This window comes from Bradyrhizobium sp. LB14.3, from assembly GCF_040547985.1.
Taxonomy (GTDB): Bacteria; Pseudomonadota; Alphaproteobacteria; order Rhizobiales; family Xanthobacteraceae; genus Bradyrhizobium.
This window is the reverse complement of sequence record NZ_JBEPQT010000041.1, coordinates 19,806-38,483: the sequence shown is the minus strand read 5'-3', so window position 1 is coordinate 38,483 and position 18,678 is coordinate 19,806. Positions and strand designations below refer to the sequence as shown.

Genomic DNA, 18,678 nt, shown 5'->3' with positions numbered 1-18,678 from the left:
AAGACCCAGCGGTCGGGACGAAAAGCTGGCAGCAATCAAACAAAAAGCGGAACATCCGCCTTGACACACCAAATCCCCATGTGAGCAATCCAGAATCCGTTCGCGGAGAGATTCTGGATTGCTTCGCTGCGCTCGCAATGACGATGTTGAGGCAACGATGCATCAAGGCCCTCGGCGTCGTCCTGGCGAAGGCCACCCAATTATCCGCCCCACGGAATCCCCCACTCCCCCGCATGATCGCCCTGTCCGACCTCGCAATAGACTTTTCCCGACCCCGGCGGCATCCTGCCGCCATCAACCGATAACAGAGCGCCACACAGGCGGGGGAAACAGATCATGTTGCAGACGCGGTTCACGAAGCTCGTCGGCGTCGAGCACCCGATCGTCCAGGGCGGCATGCAATGGGTCGGCCGTGCCGAGCTGGTCGCCGCCGTCGCCAATGCCGGCGCGCTCGGCTTCATCACGGCGCTGACCCAGCCGACGCCGGAGGACCTCAGGAAGGAGATCGCGCGCTGCCGCGACCTCACCGACAAGCCGTTTGGCGTCAACCTCACCATCCTGCCCGCGATCAAGCCGCCGCCTTATGCCGAATACCGCGCCGCCATCATCGAGAGCGGCATCACGGTGGTCGAAACCGCCGGCAACAAGCCGCAGGAGCATGTCGACGAGTTCAAGAAGCACGGCGTCAAGGTCGTGCACAAATGCACCAGCGTCCGTCACGGGCTCTCGGCTGAGCGCATGGGCGTGGACGCCATCTCGATCGACGGGTTCGAATGCGCCGGCCACCCCGGCGAGGACGATACCCCCGGCCTGATCCTGATCCCGGCGGCCGCCAACAAGATCAAGATCCCGATGATCGCTTCCGGCGGCTTTGCCGACGCCCGCGGCCTTGTCGCCGCGCTGGCGCTGGGCGCCGAAGGCATCAACATGGGCACGCGCTTCATGGCCACCAGGGAAAGCCCGATCCACCAGCTCATCAAGGAGAAGATCGTCGCCAATGACGAGCGCGAGACCGAGCTGATCTTCCGCACCATGCGCAACACCTCCCGCGTCGCCAGGAACGAGATCTCGACCAAGGTCGTCGCGATGGAGAAGGAAGGCGCCAAGTTCGAGGACATCCGCGAGCTCGTCGCCGGCGCCCGTGGCAAGATGGTCTATGCGACCGGCAACTCGGACGAAGGCATCTGGTCGGCGGGCCAGGTGCAGGGCCTGATCCATGATATCCCGAGCTGCGCCGAACTCGTCTCCCGGATCGTGCGCGAAGCCGAGGCCATCATCCGCAGCCGGCTCGAAGGCATGATCGTTCATCCGACAGCGCAAGCTGCTGAATAGTCACTGTAAGAAGCGAGAGCAATTTATGAAGGCTTATGTCTACGGCCCTGGTGGCGCTACGATTTCCGACGTCGCTCAACCAAAACCTAAAGGCATGCAAGTGCTGGTTCGCGTCCGCGCCTGCGGACTGAATCGCGCCGACACCGGCATGCGCAAGGGCCACGTCCATGGCGCGGCCGGCGGCGCCGGCACCGTGCTCGGTATGGAATGGGCCGGCGAAGTCGCCGAGCTCGGACCGGATGCCAAGGGCGTGAAGGTCGGCGACCGCATTATGGGCTCGGGCGGCGCGGCGTTCGCCGAATACACGCTGGCCGATCACGGCCGGCTGTTCCGCGCGCCCTCGAACATGAATTTCGAGGAAGCCGCCACCCTCCCCGTCGCGCTCGCGACCATGCACAACGCCGTCGTCACCGTCGGCGGCGTGCAGCCCGGGCAAGCCGTGCTGATCCAGGGCGCAAGCTCCGGCGTCGGCCTGATGGCGATGCAGATTGCGAAGCTCAAGGGCGCCAGGCTCGTGATCGGCTCGTCGACCGATGCCACTCGCCGCGGCCGGCTGAAGGAATATGGCGCCGACCTCGCCGTCGATTCCTCCGATCCCACATGGGTCGACGAGGTGCTGAAGGCGACGAACGGCGAAGGCGTCGACCTCATCGTCGACCAGGTCTCAGGCCAAGTCGCCAACCAGAACCTCGCCGCGACAAAGGTAAAAGGCCGCATCGTCAATGTCGGCCGGCTCGGCGGCACCCATGCCGATTTCAACTTCGACCTGCACGCGGCGCGCCGCATCGACTACGTCGGCGTCACCTTCCGCACCCGCACCATCGAGGAGGTCCGCGAGATTTTTGAGGAGGTCCGCAAGGACATCTGGGGCGCGGTCGAGTCGCGAAAACTGCAGCTGCCGATCGACAGGGTGTTTGCCTTCGACGACATCGACAAGGCATTCGAGCACATGGAGGCGAACAAGCACCTCGGCAAGATCGTGGTGACGGTGCCGTAGCGGTCCCAGTCTTGCAGGGTGGGCAAAGCGAAGCGTGCCCACCACAAGTGGTTGATCAGGAGATGCCTGTTGGTAGGCACGGCGCCATGGCGCCTCTGTCCACCCTACGAAAAGGTGCTCCTGCAACTCACTTGCGACTACTTCTGTGGACTGCAGCTTGATGTTCACCCGTGGCCTGCTAAATCCCACGCCATGAGCTCCCAACACAACAAGACCTCGGTCGCGGCGATCTCGATCTTCGCCAGCGGCGGCATGGCGGCGGCCAAGTTCGCAGTCGGGATCGCGATCGGCTCGCTGGCGCTGATCTCCGAGGCCCTGCACTCCTCGGTCGACCTGGTCGCCACCATCATCACCTGGGCGGTGGTACGGGTGTCCGACAAACCGGCGGACGAGGAGCATCATTACGGCCACGGCAAGCTCGAAAGCATCTCGGCGCTGGGCGTCACGGCCCTGCTCTACGTGCTCGCCGGCGGCATCCTGGTCGAATCCTACAGCCGGCTGCGCGAGGGAACCCCGCCACCGACCATTTCGGCCGTGCCGTTCGTAGTGCTGGTGATCGACATCGTCGTCAATCTCTGGCGCGCCCGCGCCCTGCACCGCGCCGCGCGGGAGACGCGGAGCCAGGCGCTCGCCGCCGACGCGCTGCATTTCGCCTCCGACGTGATGGGCTCGTTCGCCGTGATCGTGGGCCTGATCCTCGCCGCCCTCGGCTTCTGGTGGGGCGATGCCGCCGCGGCCGCCGCGGTCGCTGTGATGATCGCCCTGCTCGGCTTGCGCATGGCCGGCTCGACCGTGCAGACGCTGCTCGACCGCGCCCCGGAGGGCGCGCAGGAGAAGGCCACGGCCGCGATCCGGGGCGTGTCCGGCGTGATCGACGTCGAACGGCTGCGCGTGCGCATGGTTGGGGCGACCACCTTCATCGACACCATCGCAAAGGTGCCGCGGACCTATCCGATCGACCGCGTCGAGGAGATCAAGCGCAAGGCGCAAGCGGCCGTCGACAAAGCATTCGGCGATACCGACCTCACCTTCACCGCGGTCCCCGTCGCCCGCGACAACGAGACCGTCCGCGACCGCATCATGGTGATCGCGCATAATTCGGGACTCGCCGTCCACCACGTCACGGTGCACGACCTCGGCGGCAAGCTGATCGTCAGCATCGACCTCGAGGTCGACGCCGGAATGCAGCTCGACGCCGCCCATGACGTCGCCAACACGCTGGAGCGCAACATCCAGGAGGAGTTCGGCGCGGACGTCGAGGTCGACGTCCACATCGAGCCGCTGGAACCTGAACTGCCGTTCGGGGTCGATGCCGCGCCGGAACGGGTGCAGGCCATCGCCGCCGCTCTGACGGAATATGCCGCCGGTGGCGAGATCCACGACATCCACAATGTCCGCGTCCGCAACACCGACGCCGGCGAGATCGTCAACTTCCACTGCCGCGCCGAGCCGTCGATGAGCGTGATCAAAGTGCACGAGCACGTCGACGCGATCGAGCGTGCGCTGCGGCGCGCGTTCCCGAGCGTGAAGCGCGTGATCAGTCACGCCGAACCGCCGCGCGCATGATGCAGAATGTGCGAGTAGCCACACGTTCTCGTTTCGGACTCGTAACGCACGTCAATTTACGGACGCGAGAGGCGCGAACTCTCCATTGGATAAGAATTATTCGGCATTAACGATTCATTGACTCTCGACAGGCCGCGAAAACTGGATTCAAATCGCTGTGATTCGAAAGCGATGTGGGGCTGCTTTCGAAATCAGTCGCAGCAGAGTTTCCAGGGGGCCTAGGGCATGGCGCGTGCAGACGCCGCGAACGCGTGCGTGCAATCCGATTCGATCAAAGGATTGGCGCAATCGATCGCGAAACCTGCCTACCATCGGCTGCTGATCGCCGAGCCGGCGCTGCGCCGCGCGGTGCCGACGCTCATCATCGCGTTCCTGATCACGATCTGCCTCGGCGCGTTCGTGCAGGTCGTCGATCAGACGCGCCAGAAGCGGCTGGTGATCCGCCACGACATGTCGGCGCTCGCTGACCTGCTCGCCGAGCGCATCGACCGCCTCACCTCGGCGCGACAGGAGCGGCTGAAGAACATCGAGAACCTGCCGACGCTGCTGTCCGATCTCATTCCGTCCTGGGGCACCGCCCCGGGCCGCCACGTCATCGTCACCTCGGCCGGCCTCGATCGCCGCATCCTCGCCCGCATCCCGGTCGACAGCGATCCCTCGGGCAACGATCGTCTGCTCGACGCAATCACGACGGCGCAACTGCTGGCGGCGCCGCCGCGCGACGGCAACATCTCCGACATGACGCTGCCGAACGGCAACGCCGCGATGGCGACCTCGCGGCAGATCAAGTCGCTGCCCGGCTTCGTCACCGTGATCCAGGAGCGCAACGAGCCGATCTGGGGCTCGGACGCCGCGCTCTCGGTGACGCTGTCGGCCACCACCGGCTTCGTCGTCCTGATCCTCGGCTTCGCCTTCCACTGGCAGTCCACCCGTGCCCGCGAGGGCGACTTGATCAACGACGCCGTGCGCGGCCGTATCGACACCGCGCTCAACCGCGGCCGCTGCGGGCTCTGGGACTGGGACCTGTCGCGCGGCCGCATCTTCTGGTCGCAATCGATGTTTTCGATGCTCGGCCTCGACGGCCGCAACGAGCTCCTCACCTTCGGCGAGGTCAACGCGCTGGTGAAGTCCGACGACATCGACCTGTTCGAGATCGCCGACCAGCTCATCTCCGAGAAGATCGACCACATCGACCAGACCTTTCGCATGCAGCATGTCGACGGCCATTGGATCTGGCTCCGTGTCCGCTGCGAAAAGACCCACGGTGCGACCGATTCCAGCGTGCACCTGATCGGGATCGCCGTCGACATCACCGAGCAGAAGAGCCTCGCCGAGCGGACCGTGGAAGCCGATCTGCGCCTGCGCGACGCGATCGAGACCATTCCCGAAGCCTTCGTGCTGTGGGACGCCAGCGACCGCCTGGTGCTCTGCAACTCGCACTTCCAGCGCCTGCACAAGCTGCCCGACAGTGCCGTCATCTCCGGTACCTCTTACGAGACCGTGCTCGAGGTCGGCCGCATGCCGGAGGTGCGAACCCGCCATAACGAGACCGCCAGCCAGGGCCCCGGCGCGCGCACCTTCGAGGCGCAGCTCGACGACGGCAGCTGGCTGCACATCAGCGAGCGCCGCACCAAGGACGGCGGCTACGTCTCGGTCGGCACCGACATCACCCGCATCAAGGAGCACGAGCAGAAGCTAGTCGACAACGATCTGCGCCTGCGCGCCACCGTCATCGACCTGAAGCGCTCGCAGGCAGCTCTGGAGCGCCAGGCAGGCGAGCTCGCCGATCTCGCCGAAAAATACCAGCGCGAGAAGACCCGCGCCGAGGAAGCCAACCAGACCAAGTCGAAATTCCTCGCCAATATGAGCCACGAGCTGCGCACGCCGCTGAACGCGATCATCGGCTTCTCCGAGATCATGGGCTCGGGCATGTTCGGCGAACTCGGTTCGGAAAAGTACCAGGAATACTGCCACGACATCCTCACCAGCGGGCATTATCTGCTCGAAGTCATCAACGACATCCTCGACATGTCCAAGATCGAGGCCGGTCGCATGAAGCTCGACATGGAAGAGCTCGACCTGGCGCAGACGCTGGCGGAATCCTTGCGGGTCGTCACCGGCCGGGCGCAGGACAAGCACCTGACGCTCGACGCCGACATCGAAAAATCCCTCTCCGTCGTCGCCGACCGCCGCGCCACCAAGCAGATCATCGTCAATTTGCTCTCCAACGCCGTGAAGTTCACGCCCGACGGCGGACGCATCGTGGTGCGCAGCCGGCAGTTCGACGACAGGATCGTGCTGATGATCGCCGACACCGGCATCGGCATCGCCCCGCATTCACTGGCGCGGCTCGGCCGCCCCTTCGAGCAGGTCGAGAGCCAGCTCACCAAGACCTATCACGGCTCGGGACTGGGGCTTGCGATCGCCCGCTCGCTGGCACAGCTCCATGGCGGCTCGATGCGGCTGCGCTCCAAGCTCGAAGTCGGCACCGTCGTGCGCGTGACCCTGCCGCGCGACGCGATCAAGGCGGCGTCCGGAATATCGGCCGCGGCCTGAACCCTAAGATTGCAGCGACGGCGCGACTTCGCGCGCGACATTGACCAGCGCCGCAATCAACGGCGTCATCGGATCGCGCTGCGGGATCACCATGCCGATGCTGTAATTGACATCGGGATCGGTGATCGGGATCGAGCGCACCGTATCGGACAGGCCGAGCGTCTCGGCGAGCTTGGCCGGCATCACGCTGGCCCAGCGCCCCGTCTTCACATGCGTGAACAGCACCAGCAGCGAGTTCGACGTCAAGGTCGGCGTCGCCTCCGCGCCGACCGAACGCAGCGCGCGGTCGATGATGCGGCGGTTCTGCATGTCGGGCGTCAGCAGGCACAGCGGCACCTGCCCGACCTCCGTCCACGTTACCGTCTCGCGATCGCCAAACATTCCATCCGGCGCGGTGAGCAGGCGATAGCTCTCGTTGTAGAGCGGAATGGTGCGCACCTTGCCGATCGGCTCATTCTCGATATAGGTCAGCCCCGCGTCCACCTCGAGATTTTCGAGCAGCCCCAGCACCTCGGACGAGGTGGTGGACCGGATGCTGAAGCGCACCTCGGGATGCCTTGCGCGGAACGGCGTCGTCAGCGCGGCGACCATGCCGAGCACGGTCGGGATCGCGGCAATACGTATCTCGCCGGAGAGCTGATGCTTCAGCCCATTGATCTCGTCACGCATCGCGCGTGCATCGCCCACGATCCGACGGGCCCAATCCAGCGTCCGCTCGCCTTCCGGCGTAAAACCCTGGAAGCGGGAGCCGCGCTGGACCAGCATCACGCCGAGAATCTCCTCGAGCTGCTTGAGCCCGGTCGACATCGTCGGTTGCGTCACGCCGCACACCTCTGCGGCCCGGCCGAAATGCCGCTCTTTCGCCAGCGCCAGCAGCAATTCAAGCTTGTCGAGCAACCGTCATCCCCTCGGATTGTGTGGTGGCACACAAGCTAGCATGCCCTGCCCCGCCCAACACGTAAAAACCGCCCAGCGGATAGCTCCGATTGCAATTTCAAATCAACTGATTGCCAACGCAAATCGATCGGAATTCGCGATCGCAGCATGAGACAGCTTTATTGATCTTCGAATGATTCCAAATAGTTTGCGATGAGCAGACGCTCTGGTTGAGAACGAAGAATGACAGCGGTTTTTGAGCCTTGGGACGAAATGCGCGGCGCCGATATCATCGCCCAACACGGCAAGCAGGAAGGCGCGACGCTGGTGATCCTGCACGCGCTCCAGGCGGCGTTCGGCTACGTGCCGGAAGCAGCCATTCCGATGGTGGCGCAAGCGCTCAATCTGTCGCGCGCCGAAGTGCATGGCGTGTTCACGTTCTATCATGATTTCCGCCACAAGCCGGCCGGCCGCCATGTGCTGAAACTCTGCCGCGCGGAGGCCTGTCAGGCGGCGGGCGGCGATGCGCTGGCTGCGCGTGCCGAGGCGAAGCTTGGCGTCTCGCTCGGCAACACGACGGCCGACGACCGGGTCACGCTGGAGCCGATCTACTGCCTCGGCCTGTGCGCGACCGCGCCGTCCGCGATGCTCGACGGCCGGCTCATTGGCCGGCTCGATGAAAAGCGTATCGATGCGCTTGTTGCGGAGGCGCAGCGATGAAGATGCGGATATTCGTCCCCCGCGATGCGGCTGCAGTCGCCGTCGGCGCCGATGACGTGGTCAGGGCGCTCGAACGGGTCGCGGCACAGCGCGACCTGCCGATTGAGATCGTCAGGACCGGCTCGCGCGGGCTCTGCTGGCTGGAGCCGATGATCGAGGTGGCGACCCCCGGAGGCCGCATCGCCTACGGCCCCGTCGGCCCGGAGGATGTTGCCTCCGTGCTCGATTCGATGGCGAGCAATGGTTCTCATCCCCTGCGGCTCGGCGCCGCGGATGAAATCCCCTGGCTGAAGCGCCAGACCCGCCTCACCTTCGCGCGCTGCGGCGTGATCGACCCGCGCTCGCTCGACGACTACCGCGCCCATGGCGGCTACAAGGGCCTTGAGCGTTCGCTCTCGCTCGGCTCGGATGCGATCCTGAACGAAGTCACCGCATCCGGCCTGCGCGGCCGCGGCGGCGCAGGCTTCCCGACCGGCATCAAGTGGAAGACGGTCGCGCAGGCGAAAGCGGATCGTAAATTCATTGTCTGCAACGCCGACGAAGGCGACAGTGGCACCTTCGCCGACCGCATGATCATGGAAGGCGACCCCTTCGTCGTGATCGAGGGCATGACGACCGCCGGCGTCACTGTCGGCGCGACCAAGGGCTACATCTACATCCGCAGCGAATATCCGCATGCCGTCGAAGCGATGAATGCGGCCATCACAGCGGCTAGACGCCGCGGCTATCTCGGCGACAAGATCGACGGCTCCACATACAGCTTCGATCTCGAAATACGCGTCGGCGCTGGCGCTTACGTTTGCGGCGAAGAGACCTCGCTGCTGGAAAGCCTCGAAGGCCGCCGCGGCCTCGTGCGTGCAAAGCCGCCGCTGCCCGCGCATCACGGCCTGTTCGGCAGACCGACCGTCATCAATAACGTGCTGTCGTTCGCCGCCATCCCCTTCATCCTGGCCGAAGGCGCCAAGGCTTATGCCGATTTCGGCATGGGTCGCTCGCGCGGCACGATGCCGATCCAGCTCGCCGGCAACATCCGCAAGGGCGGGCTGTTCGAGACCGCATTCGGCGTCACGCTCGGAGAGCTCGTCGACGACATCGGCGGCGGCACGTTCACGGGCCGTCCCGTTCGCGCGGTTCAGGTCGGCGGCCCGCTCGGCGCCTACTTCCCGCGCGCGCTGTTCGACACCCCGTTCGACTACGAGGCCTTTGCCGCGCGCGATGGCCTGATCGGCCATGGCGGTATCGTCGTGTTCGACGACAGCGTCGACATGCGCAAGCAGGCACGCTTCGCGATGGAATTCTGCGCCGTCGAATCCTGCGGCAAGTGCACACCGTGCCGGATCGGTTCGACCCGCGGCGTCGAGACTATCGAGAAGATCATGCGCGGCGAGCGCGTGAGCGAGAATCTGGCGCTCGTCGAAGACCTCTGCAACACCATGAAATTCGGCTCGCTCTGCGCACTCGGCGGCTTCACACCCTACCCTGTGCTCAGCGCATTGAAGCACTTCCGGGAAGATTTTATCCCGGCCCCGACCACGCTTCAGGCCGCGGAATAGGAGAGCGACAATGTCTCTGATCGAAGAAATCGACTTCGGCACGCCGCGCTCGAAATCGGAAACGATGGTGACGCTGACCATCGACGGCAACCAGGTCACGGTGCCCGAGGGCACCTCGATCATGCGGGCCGCGATGGATGCGGGCCACCAGATCCCAAAACTCTGCGCGACCGACATGGTCGATGCGTTCGGCTCCTGCCGTCTCTGCGTCGTCGAGATCGAGGGCCGCGCCGGCACGCCGGCCTCCTGCACCACGCCCGTCATGCCCGGCCTCGTCGTGCACACCCAGAGCGAACGGCTGAGGAAGCTGCGCAAGGGCGTGATGGAGCTCTACATCTCCGACCATCCGCTCGACTGCCTCACCTGCGGCGCCAACGGCGACTGCGAGTTGCAGGATATGGCCGGTGCCGTCGGCCTGCGCGACGTGCGCTACGGCTATGAGGGCGAGAACCACGTCTTTGCCAAATCCAATGGCGAGATCAACGCCGCCTGGATGCCGAAGGACGAGTCGAATCCGTACTTCACCTATGATCCCTCCAAGTGCATCGTCTGCTCGCGCTGCGTCCGCGCCTGCGAGGAGGTGCAGGGCACCTTCGCTCTGACGATCTCCGGCCGCGGCTTCGACAGCCGCGTCTCGCCCGGCATGAGCGAGAGCTTCCTCGGCTCCGAATGCGTCTCCTGCGGCGCCTGCGTGCAGGCCTGCCCGACCGCGACGCTGACCGAGAAATCCGTGATCGAGATCGGCCAGCCCGAACACTCCGTCGTCACCACCTGCGCCTATTGCGGCGTCGGTTGTACCTTCAAGGCCGAAATGCGCGGCGAGGAAGTCGTCCGCATGGTGCCGTACAAGGACTGCAAGGCCAATCGCGGCCATTCCTGCGTCAAGGGCCGCTTCGCCTGGGGTTACACCAACCACAAGGAGCGCATTCTCAACCCGATGATCCGCGAGCGGATCGAGGATCCCTGGCGCGAAGTGTCGTGGGACGAGGCATTCTCGTTTGCCGCCGACCGGATGCGCGGCATCCAGAAGAAATACGGCCGCGATGCCATCGGCGGCATCACCTCGTCCCGCTGCACCAACGAAGAAACCTATCTGGTGCAGAAGCTGATCCGCGCCGGCTTCGGCAACAACAATGTCGACACCTGTGCCCGCGTCTGCCACTCCCCGACCGGCTATGGCCTGTCGACCACGTTCGGTACGTCCGCCGGCACACAGGATTTCGACTCGGTCGAGGACACCGACGTCGTCGTCATCATCGGTGCCAACCCCGCTTCGGCCCACCCCGTCTTCGCCTCCCGCCTGAAGAAACGGCTGCGCCAGGGCGCCAAGCTGATCGTGATCGATCCGCGCCGCACCGAGATGGTGGAATCGCCGCATGTGAAGGCGCTGCACCTGCCACTGATGCCCGGCACCAACGTTGCCGTGATGACGGCGCTGGCGCATGTGATCGTGACCGAAGGCCTCGCCAACGAAGCCTTCGTGCGCGAGCGTTGCGACTGGAGCGAGTTCGAGGAGTGGGCGGCTTTCGTCTCCCAGACTAACAACAGTCCGGAGGCCACCGCCATCCTCACCGGCGTCAATCCCAAGGAACTGCGCGAAGCGGCCCGCATCTACGCCACCAGCGGCAACGGCGCGATCTATTACGGTCTCGGCGTCACCGAGCACAGCCAGGGCTCCACGACTGTGATCGCGATCGCCAACCTCGCGATGGTCACGGGCAATATCGGCCGCTCCGGCGTCGGCGTGAACCCGCTGCGCGGCCAGAACAACGTGCAGGGCTCCTGCGACATGGGCTCGTTCCCGCACGAGCTGCCGGGCTATCGTCACATCGCGGGCGATGCCGTGCGCGAGCAGTTCGAGGCGCTGTGGAACGTCAAGCTCAATCCCGAGCCCGGCCTGCGCATCCCCAACATGTTCGACGCCGCGGTCGAAGGCACGTTCATGGGCATCTACGTGCAGGGCGAAGACATCCTGCAATCCGATCCCAACACCAAGCACGTGGTGGCCGCACTGTCGGCGATGGAATGCGTCATCGTCCACGACCTCTTCCTGAACGAGACCGCGAACTACGCCCATGTGTTCCTGCCCGGCTCGAGCTTCCTCGAAAAGGACGGCACCTTCACCAACGCCGAGCGCCGCATCCAGCGCGTTCGCAAGGTGATGACGCCGAAGAACGGCTTCGCCGACTGGGAGGTCACCATCGGCCTTGCCAAGGCCATGGGCTTCGAGATGAACTACAGCCACCCATCCGAGATCATGGACGAGATCGCCGCGCTGACCCCGACCTTCGCCGGCGTCTCCTACGCCAAGCTCGACGAGCTCGGCTCGGTGCAGTGGCCCTGCAACGAGGAGGCGCCCGAGGGCACGCCGGTGATGCATATCGACGGCTTCGTCCGCGGCAAGGGCAAGTTCGTCGTCACCGAGTATATCGCGACCGACGAGCGCACCGGCCCGCGCTATCCGCTGCTGCTCACCACGGGCCGCATCCTCAGCCAGTACAATGTCGGCGCGCAGACCCGGCGCACCGAGAACGTGGTCTGGCATGCCGAGGACCGGCTGGAGATCCATCCGCACGATGCCGAGCAGCGCGGCGTGCGCGACGGCGACTGGGTGCGGCTGAAGAGCCGTGCCGGCGAGACCACGCTGCGTGCGGAGATCACCGATCGCGTCGCGCCGGGCGTCGTCTACACCACGTTCCACCATCCGGACACGCAGGCCAACGTCATCACGACCGACTATTCGGACTGGGCGACCAACTGCCCCGAATACAAGGTCACGGCGGTGCAGATCTCGCCGTCGAACGGCCCGTCCGACTGGCAGAAGGCCTACGACGCGCAGGCACGGCACTCCCGCCGTATCGCGCCGGCCGAGGCGGCGGAGTAGCGGCATGCACGTGCCGGTCCAGGCCATCGACCGCGAGATCTGGCGCGACGGTATCGCGTCCGAGGGGACACGGCTGATTCCGGAGGAGGCGCCGCTGGCGCTGACCTACAATGGCGGCACCTATGCCGTCATGATGGGGACGCCGCAGAACCTGGAAGATTTTGCGGTCGGCTTCAGCCTGGATGAAGGCATCATCAAATCGGTCGACGACATCAAGTCGCTCGAAATGGTCCGCCTCGACGACGGCATCGAGTTGCGCATGTGGCTGGCCTCGGAAGATGCCGCGCGCATCGGCGAGCGGCGCCGCCACATCGCCGGCCCGACCGGCTGCGGCATTTGCGGCATCGATTCAATCGCCGAAGCCGTGCGGCCTGCGGCGGTCGTGCCGCAGGGACAGAGGTTTACGCCCGAACAGGTCATGGCGGCGATGCAGACCATCGCACCGCTGCAATCGATCAATTTGCAGACCCGCGCCGTTCACGCCGCCGCGTTCTGGTCGCCTGCCGGCGGCATCGTCGCGCTGCGAGAGGATGTCGGCCGCCACAACGCGCTCGACAAGCTCGCTGGTTCACTGGCGCGCAGCCGCACGACCGCAAGCGGCGGCATCGTGCTGCTGACCAGCCGCGTCTCGGTCGAGATGGTGCAGAAGACCGCCGCCATCGGCGCGCCGGTGATGGTCGCCGTCTCTGCGCCGACCGCGCTCGCGGTGCGCACCGCGGAGGCCGCCGGCATCACGTTGATTGCCATTGCCCGCCAGGACGGGTTCGAAGTGTTTTCGCATGGCGGCCGGGTTATCGCGCGTCATGCCACGGAGATTGCCGATGTCGCCTGACCGCCTGATCTACATGGCCAACCAGATCGGCACGTTCTTCCGGAGCCAGGGCCACGACAAGGCCGTGCCGGGGATCGCCGATCATATCAAGAAGTTCTGGGATCCGCGGATGAAGCGCGCGATCTTCGCCCATCTCGATGCCGGCGGCGTTGGCTTGGAGCCGAACGTGCGCGAGGCGCTCACCTCGCTGAAGCCGGCGACGTCCCTTCCAGCAGCGCCCTGAAGACACGGCGCACCTCGCTCTGCGTCTCCTTCACGCGCGCCTCCAGCGAGGAGAAATCCGGCGCGTCGCCGGCGCGTGCCATCACGCGCAGGAGGTCGGTGCCGGCTGTTTCCGGCTTGAAGCGGTCGCTGACGCAGAGCCGCAGGATCTGCGTCAGGTCGTGATAGAGCCGCGCTGCGGCGCGCAGTATCTCGGTCTCCGATTGTGCGAGCACGCCGAGCCGACATGCATTTTCCAGCACCTGCATGGTGCCGACGTCGAGAATCTCCGGTGTCTCGTGAGCATGCACGAGCTGGAGATATTGCGCGATGAAGTCGATGTCGACCATGCCGCCGGCGGCGTATTTGAGATCCCAATGGTCGGTCTCGCCCTTCTCCTGCGCGATCGCGCGCCGCATGTCGGCGACGTCGTTGGCGGTGATTCCGGGATCGCGGCGGCGGGTCAGGACATCGCGGATGACGTGCTCGATCCGTTCCCGAAATGCGGGCGAAGCCGACACGACGCGCGCGCGCGTCAGCGCCATGTGCTCCCAGGTCCAGGCCTCGTTGCTCTGGTAGTCCGCGAAGGAGACGAGGCTCGACGCCACAGGGCCGGCACGCCCCGAGGGGCGCAGCCGCATGTCGATCTCGTAGAGCACGCCGTAATTGGTACGCGTCGTGAAGGCGCTGATCAGGCGCTGGGTGAAGCGGGCGAAGTAGTGTGCACCTTGCAGTGACTTCGCACCGTCGGAGTCCGGGTTGTCGCTGTCGAAATCGTAGAGCAGGATCAGGTCGAGATCGGACGAGGCCGTCATCTCTCGGCTGCCGAGCCGGCCCATCGCGATCATCGCGGTCTCTTGCCGCTTGATCCGGCCGTGCTGGGCGGCAAAGCGGTCGGCAACGAGGCCGTGCACGGTATGGACGATGCCCTCGGCGACGTCGGCAAAGGCCGTGCTCGCCTGCTGCGCCGAGACCGTGCCGGACAGGATGCGCGTGCCGATCAGGAACAGGCTCTCCTGCCCGAACAGGCGCAGGCGGTCGAGGAACTCTTCATATGAGCCGGCATCCTGCACCGTCGTCGCGAGCCGCCCGGACAATTCCTGCCTGTCGGGCATGGCGCCGAAGAAGCGCGGATCAATCAGGCCGTCCATGAGCTGCGGCTGCCGTGCCAACATCTCGCCGAGCCGCGGTGCCGCACCCAACACCAGCGCCACCAGCGCGACGAGATCGCGGTTCTGGCCGAGCAGCGTGATCAGCCGGCCGCCGCGCTGGAGCGCCCCAAGGAATTGATCGAACGCCACGACCGCCCGATCCGGCTCTTCGGCATGAGCGAGACCGTCGATCAGGGCCGGCACGAATTCGACGAAGGCGCTTCGCGTCGCCTCATTGCGAAACACGCGGTAGTCGCCGGTGATCCAGTCACGCACGGTCTGCGCAACCGCGGCGGGCTTCTTGAAGCCGAGCGCCGCCAGCTGCTGAAGCAGCCGCGGATCGTCGGGACCCACACTGTAGTCGAGTGCCGGCAGCCTGGCCGTGCCGGTCGGATCGTCGCCCTCGAACAGCTTTTCGTAGTGACCCTGGACGATTTCGAGCTGGCGCAAGAGGTCGCCGGCAAAGGCCTCGCGATCCGGATAACCGAAGAACCAGGCGAAACGCTCGACCGCCTCCTTGTCCTCGGGCAGCGTATGGGTCTGCTCGTCGGCGATCATCTGGAGCCGATGCTCGACCCGGCGAAGGAATTCGTACGCCGTGGCCAGTTCGTCGCGCGCTGCGAACGTGATCCAGTTGCTGGAAGCGAGAATATTGAGCGCGGCGAGCGTCGGCCGCACGCGCAGCTCGGGATGGCGGCCGCCGGCGATCAATTGCTGGGTCTGGGCGAAGAACTCGATCTCGCGGATGCCACCGCGCCCGACCTTCACGTTATGCCCTTCGACCGCGACCTCGCTCTGGCCGCGATAGGTCTGCATCTGCCGCTTCATGTCGTGGACGTCGGCAAGCGCGGCGAAATCGAGATGCTTGCGCCAGACGAAGGGCGCGATCTCCGCGAGCAGCGCCTCGCCCGCTTTGGGATCGCCGGCGCAGGCTCGCGCCTTGATCATCGCGGCGCGCTCCCAGGTGCGCCCTTCCCGCTCGTAATAGTTCAGCGCGGCGTCGCGCGAAATCGCCACCTGCGTCGAGGATGGATCGGGACGCAGGCGCAGATCGACGCGGAAGACATAGCCGTCATAGGTGCGCTGCTGGAGAATGCGTGCCATCCCCTGCGTCACCCTCACGAAGAATGGCTGGGGTTCGATATCCGCTGCCAGCGTCGTATTGTCGGGATCGAAGAACACGATCAGATCGATGTCGCTCGAATAGTTCAGCTCGCCCGCGCCCATCTTGCCCATCGCAAGCACGATCAGCCCGCAGCCTTCCTCGGGCGCCTCGGGATTGGGCGGCAAGAGCTTGCCGCGTGCGGCTTCCTGCCGCAGCAGGTACTGAAGCGCCGCCTGCACCGAGGATACCGCGACATCGGTGAGAGCTGCGGTCACCCGCATCACCGGCCAGACGCCGCCGATGTCGCACAGCGCGGTCAGGAGCGCGGCCTCCGCCTTCATGCGGCGAAGCAGCCGCATCACCTCGGCCTCGTCGGATGCCGCAAGCACCGCACCGCTCGCCTCCGCGATCAGCGTGGCGAGATGCGCATCCGGATCGCATTCCAGCAGCCGGATCAGGCGCAAGGTATCGGCACGCGCCAGTTCGAACAGATAAGGCGAAAATTCCGTGATTCCGGACAGGATGTTCCGCGCCAAGGGATGAGCGAGCAGCGCTTCAAGACGGGCGGATTGCGCGGGCTCGAGCCCGGCCAGCCAGCTTTCAAAACGTCCTTGGTCGGTGACGGAAGCGGCAATATGGGGAGCCTCCGCGAAGCGTGCGGCCAGGCTCTCACCATGCTTGTCCGCGTTTCCCGGCGCGGAATGGTTCATGCCACCTTCTGTGGCACATCCTGCATTGACGGAGCAACCCTGTCGCCGGCCCCCGCGCGCGCCGGCAGCACCAGCGTGGCGACAAGCCCGGGCTGGGCGTCGCCCAACCTCAACTCGCCGCCATGCAATGTCGCAACCGCCGAGGCGAGACTGAGGCCGAGCCCGGATCCGGGCAGCGTACGGCTCGCTTCCAGCCGCACAAATCGTTCCACGACGTGCTTGCGGTCGGCTTCGGGGATGCCGGGACCGCGATCGGTGACGCTGAGCAGCACCTGATCGCCCTCGCGCCTGGACTCGATCGTGATCTGCCGGCTGTCCATGCTGACCACGGTTCCAGCCGACTGCGCGATCGGTTTGCCGTATTTGATCGCATTCTCGACAAGATTGGCGAGCGCCTGGCCGATCAATTCGCGGTTGGCGTGAACCGGCGTCGGCTCGCAGCTGACCTTCAAGATCATGCCGTCGTCTTCGGCCAGCGGCTCGTAGAGCTCGTGGATGCCGCCCGCGACGTCGGCGGCGTCGAAATCATCCATGTTGCCGCGCGCCTGTCCGGACTCGGCACGCGCGATCATCAGCAGCGCGTTGAAAGTGCGGATCAGGCCGTCGGATTCCTCGATGGTCCGTTCCAGGGCGGCGCGGTAATCGGCCTCGCCGCCCGATTTCGCCAGCGCCTCCTCGGCGCGGTTGCGCAAGCGCGTCAGCGGCGTCTTGAGATCGTGGGCGATGTTGTCGGAAACCTCCTTCAGTCCCGCCATCAGCGCCTCGATCCGCTCCAGCATGGCGTTGAGGTTTTCGGCGAGGCGGTCGAGTTCGTCACCGCTGCGTCCCACCGGCAGGCGTTCGCTGAGATCACCGGTCATGATGCGATGGGCGGTGCCGCTCATCGCATCGATGCGCGTGAGCACTCGGCGCGCCACGAAGATGCCGCCGCCAAGGCCGAGCACCACGACGATCAGGATCGACCATTGCGCGGCCTTCGCCACGATGCCGAACAGCCGTCGCCGCTCGGCGAGATCGCGTCCGATCAGAAGCCGGAAGCCGTTTTCCAGTTCGGTGACGCGAACCAGCGCAAGATGGTCGCGATCATCGGTGTCCTCGATCCGCCGGTAGGCGGTCTCGGACCAGCCGCGCGTCGCCATCACGCCGGGCGCGAGCGAGCCGACATTGCCGGCGATCGACTGGCCGGTCGGCGTCGTCACCAGATAGAGGTTGGCGCCCGGCCGCAACGCCCGGTACTCAATGGCAAGGACGAGACCGCGCAAGCCGCGGCGGCCGTAGATCTCGTTGATCTCCGACGTCTCGGCATTGACCGTCTGCGTGATCTCCTCGGTGATCAGCCGCCGTGTATTCCAGGCGAAATAGGCAAGCAGCGAGGCCGCGAACATCGCGAACAGCAGCAAATAGACCAGCGTCAGCCGGAATGCCGTGGTGCGGACGAGTTTACCGAATGCCGTCACGGATCATGTACCCGGCGCCGCGGATGGTATGCAGCAGCGGCCGCTCAAAACCCTTGTCGATCTTGGAGCGCAACCGCGAGATGTGCACGTCGATCACGTTGGTCTGCGGATCGAAATGATAGTCCCAGACGTTCTCCAAGAGCATGGTGCGGGTCACCACCTGGCCCGCATGCTTCATAAGGTATTCGAGCAGGCGGAATTCACGCGGCTGGAGCGTTAGCTCATCCTTGCCGCGAGCGACGCGATGGGAGAGCCGGTCGAGCTCGAGATCGCCGACCCGGTACAGCGTGTCCTCGGCCGGACCGCCGCGGCGGCGTGACAGCACCTCGACCCGGGCCAGGAGCTCGGCAAAGGAATAGGGTTTTGGCAGATAGTCGTCGCCGCCGGCGCGCAAGCCCTTGATGCGGTCGTCGACCTGTCCAAGCGCGGAGAGAATCAGCACCGGCGTCGAATCGTCCTTGTCGCGGAGCGCGCCGATCAGCGACAGGCCGTCGCGCTTGGGCAGCATGCGGTCGACCACCAGCACGTCGTAATCGCCGTTCTCGGCCATGGCGAGGCCTTCCTCGCCGTCGGCGGCGTGGTCGGCAATGTGCCCGACCTCGCGAAACGCCTTCACGAGATAGTCGGCGGATTCGCGGTCGTCTTCAATGATGAGGAGGCGCATCGTGCGTTCGGCGACGGTCAAGGGAGGGAACCTTCTCTAAACATGGCGCGAGCGGCAATCGCATGCAAGCCGAG

At 65.4% G+C, this 18,678-nt stretch carries 14 protein-coding genes; 10 read left to right on the top strand and 4 right to left on the bottom strand.

What is annotated here, in order from left to right:
- The 5 genes from ABIB00_RS36120 to ABIB00_RS36100 all read left to right on the top strand — a co-directional run.
- The coding region (locus tag ABIB00_RS36120; RefSeq protein ID WP_354107651.1) for a hypothetical protein at nucleotides 1–305 on the top strand (305 nt) is incomplete at its 5' end.
- Nucleotides 306–336: 31 nt separating this feature from the next.
- Complete coding sequence (locus ABIB00_RS36115; RefSeq protein ID WP_247349989.1) at nucleotides 337–1,332, top strand: NAD(P)H-dependent flavin oxidoreductase; 996 nt, start codon at nucleotides 337–339, stop codon at nucleotides 1,330–1,332.
- 25 nt (nucleotides 1,333–1,357) lie between these two features.
- On the top strand, nucleotides 1,358–2,329 hold the full coding sequence (locus ABIB00_RS36110) for a zinc-binding dehydrogenase (protein ID WP_354107650.1): 972 nt from the start codon (nucleotides 1,358–1,360) through the stop codon (nucleotides 2,327–2,329).
- 192 nt (nucleotides 2,330–2,521) lie between these two features.
- Nucleotides 2,522–3,895 (top strand): cation-efflux pump, encoded by a 1,374-nt coding sequence (locus ABIB00_RS36105; protein ID WP_247445001.1) that lies wholly within the window; start codon nucleotides 2,522–2,524, stop codon nucleotides 3,893–3,895.
- Nucleotides 3,896–4,120: 225 nt separating this feature from the next.
- The gene (locus tag ABIB00_RS36100; RefSeq protein WP_354107649.1) at nucleotides 4,121–6,451 is read left to right on the top strand and encodes a PAS domain-containing sensor histidine kinase; all 2,331 of its coding nucleotides are present in this window, start codon (nucleotides 4,121–4,123) and stop codon (nucleotides 6,449–6,451) included.
- Nucleotides 6,452–6,454: 3 nt separating this feature from the next.
- Here ABIB00_RS36100 and ABIB00_RS36095 read toward each other — a convergent pair whose 3' ends face one another.
- Nucleotides 6,455–7,348: a LysR family transcriptional regulator gene (locus ABIB00_RS36095; protein WP_354107648.1), complete on the bottom strand. Its 894-nt coding sequence runs from the start codon at nucleotides 7,346–7,348 to the stop codon at nucleotides 6,455–6,457.
- A gap of 222 nt (nucleotides 7,349–7,570) precedes the next feature.
- Here ABIB00_RS36095 and ABIB00_RS36090 point away from each other — a divergent pair, with 222 nt between their 5' ends.
- The 5 genes from ABIB00_RS36090 to ABIB00_RS36070 are packed head-to-tail and all read left to right on the top strand — an operon-like array spanning nucleotide 7,571 to nucleotide 13,539.
- A complete protein-coding gene (locus ABIB00_RS36090; RefSeq protein ID WP_354107647.1) occupies nucleotides 7,571–8,047 on the top strand; it encodes a formate dehydrogenase subunit gamma in 477 nt (158 codons plus the stop codon).
- Nucleotides 8,044–9,600 (top strand): formate dehydrogenase beta subunit, encoded by a 1,557-nt coding sequence (locus tag ABIB00_RS36085; RefSeq protein ID WP_354107646.1) that lies wholly within the window; start codon nucleotides 8,044–8,046, stop codon nucleotides 9,598–9,600. Before ABIB00_RS36090 ends, ABIB00_RS36085 begins: the two co-directional genes overlap by 4 nt.
- A 10-nt stretch (nucleotides 9,601–9,610) precedes the next feature.
- Complete coding sequence (fdhF, locus tag ABIB00_RS36080; RefSeq protein WP_354107645.1) at nucleotides 9,611–12,484, top strand: formate dehydrogenase subunit alpha; 2,874 nt, start codon at nucleotides 9,611–9,613, stop codon at nucleotides 12,482–12,484.
- Nucleotides 12,485–12,488: 4 nt separating this feature from the next.
- Entirely contained in the window at nucleotides 12,489–13,316 is an 828-nt protein-coding gene (gene fdhD / locus ABIB00_RS36075) for a formate dehydrogenase accessory sulfurtransferase FdhD (protein WP_354107644.1), read from the top strand.
- Nucleotides 13,306–13,539, top strand: a complete 234-nt coding sequence (locus ABIB00_RS36070) for a formate dehydrogenase subunit delta (protein WP_247349973.1) — start codon at nucleotides 13,306–13,308, stop codon at nucleotides 13,537–13,539. Before fdhD ends, ABIB00_RS36070 begins: the two co-directional genes overlap by 11 nt.
- On the opposite strand, the gene ABIB00_RS36065 is transcribed toward ABIB00_RS36070, so the two are convergent.
- Genes ABIB00_RS36065 through ABIB00_RS36055 form a run of 3 tightly spaced genes read right to left on the bottom strand, consistent with a single transcriptional unit; the run spans nucleotide 13,496 to nucleotide 18,604 of the window.
- Nucleotides 13,496–16,483 (bottom strand): bifunctional [glutamine synthetase] adenylyltransferase/[glutamine synthetase]-adenylyl-L-tyrosine phosphorylase, encoded by a 2,988-nt coding sequence (locus ABIB00_RS36065; RefSeq protein ID WP_354107643.1) that lies wholly within the window; start codon nucleotides 16,481–16,483, stop codon nucleotides 13,496–13,498. The genes ABIB00_RS36070 and ABIB00_RS36065 overlap by 44 nt on opposite strands.
- On the bottom strand, nucleotides 16,480–17,940 hold the full coding sequence (locus ABIB00_RS36060; RefSeq protein ID WP_354107642.1) for a sensor histidine kinase: 1,461 nt from the start codon (nucleotides 17,938–17,940) through the stop codon (nucleotides 16,480–16,482). Before ABIB00_RS36060 ends, ABIB00_RS36065 begins: the two co-directional genes overlap by 4 nt.
- Nucleotides 17,924–18,604, bottom strand: coding sequence for a response regulator transcription factor (locus ABIB00_RS36055; protein WP_038944287.1), 681 nt, complete (start codon nucleotides 18,602–18,604; stop codon nucleotides 17,924–17,926). Before ABIB00_RS36055 ends, ABIB00_RS36060 begins: the two co-directional genes overlap by 17 nt.
- Nucleotides 18,605–18,678 lie beyond the last annotated feature (74 nt).

Bases quoted from the DNA above. Each gene is read 5' to 3' on its own strand.
- ABIB00_RS36085 (WP_354107646.1), top strand. From the start codon at position 8,044: ATGAAGATGCGGATATTCGTCCCCCGCGATGCGGCTGCAGTCGCCGTC.
- fdhD (WP_354107644.1), top strand. From the start codon at position 12,489: ATGCACGTGCCGGTCCAGGCCATCGACCGCGAGATCTGGCGCGACGGT.
- fdhF (WP_354107645.1), top strand. From the start codon at position 9,611: ATGTCTCTGATCGAAGAAATCGACTTCGGCACGCCGCGCTCGAAATCG.
- ABIB00_RS36090 (WP_354107647.1), top strand. From the start codon at position 7,571: ATGACAGCGGTTTTTGAGCCTTGGGACGAAATGCGCGGCGCCGATATC.
- ABIB00_RS36065 (WP_354107643.1), bottom strand. From the start codon at position 16,483: ATGAACCATTCCGCGCCGGGAAACGCGGACAAGCATGGTGAGAGCCTG.
- ABIB00_RS36115 (WP_247349989.1), top strand. From the start codon at position 337: ATGTTGCAGACGCGGTTCACGAAGCTCGTCGGCGTCGAGCACCCGATC.
- ABIB00_RS36055 (WP_038944287.1), bottom strand. From the start codon at position 18,604: ATGCGCCTCCTCATCATTGAAGACGACCGCGAATCCGCCGACTATCTC.
- ABIB00_RS36100 (WP_354107649.1), top strand. From the start codon at position 4,121: ATGGCGCGTGCAGACGCCGCGAACGCGTGCGTGCAATCCGATTCGATC.
- ABIB00_RS36105 (WP_247445001.1), top strand. From the start codon at position 2,522: ATGAGCTCCCAACACAACAAGACCTCGGTCGCGGCGATCTCGATCTTC.
- ABIB00_RS36110 (WP_354107650.1), top strand. From the start codon at position 1,358: ATGAAGGCTTATGTCTACGGCCCTGGTGGCGCTACGATTTCCGACGTC.
- ABIB00_RS36070 (WP_247349973.1), top strand. From the start codon at position 13,306: ATGTCGCCTGACCGCCTGATCTACATGGCCAACCAGATCGGCACGTTC.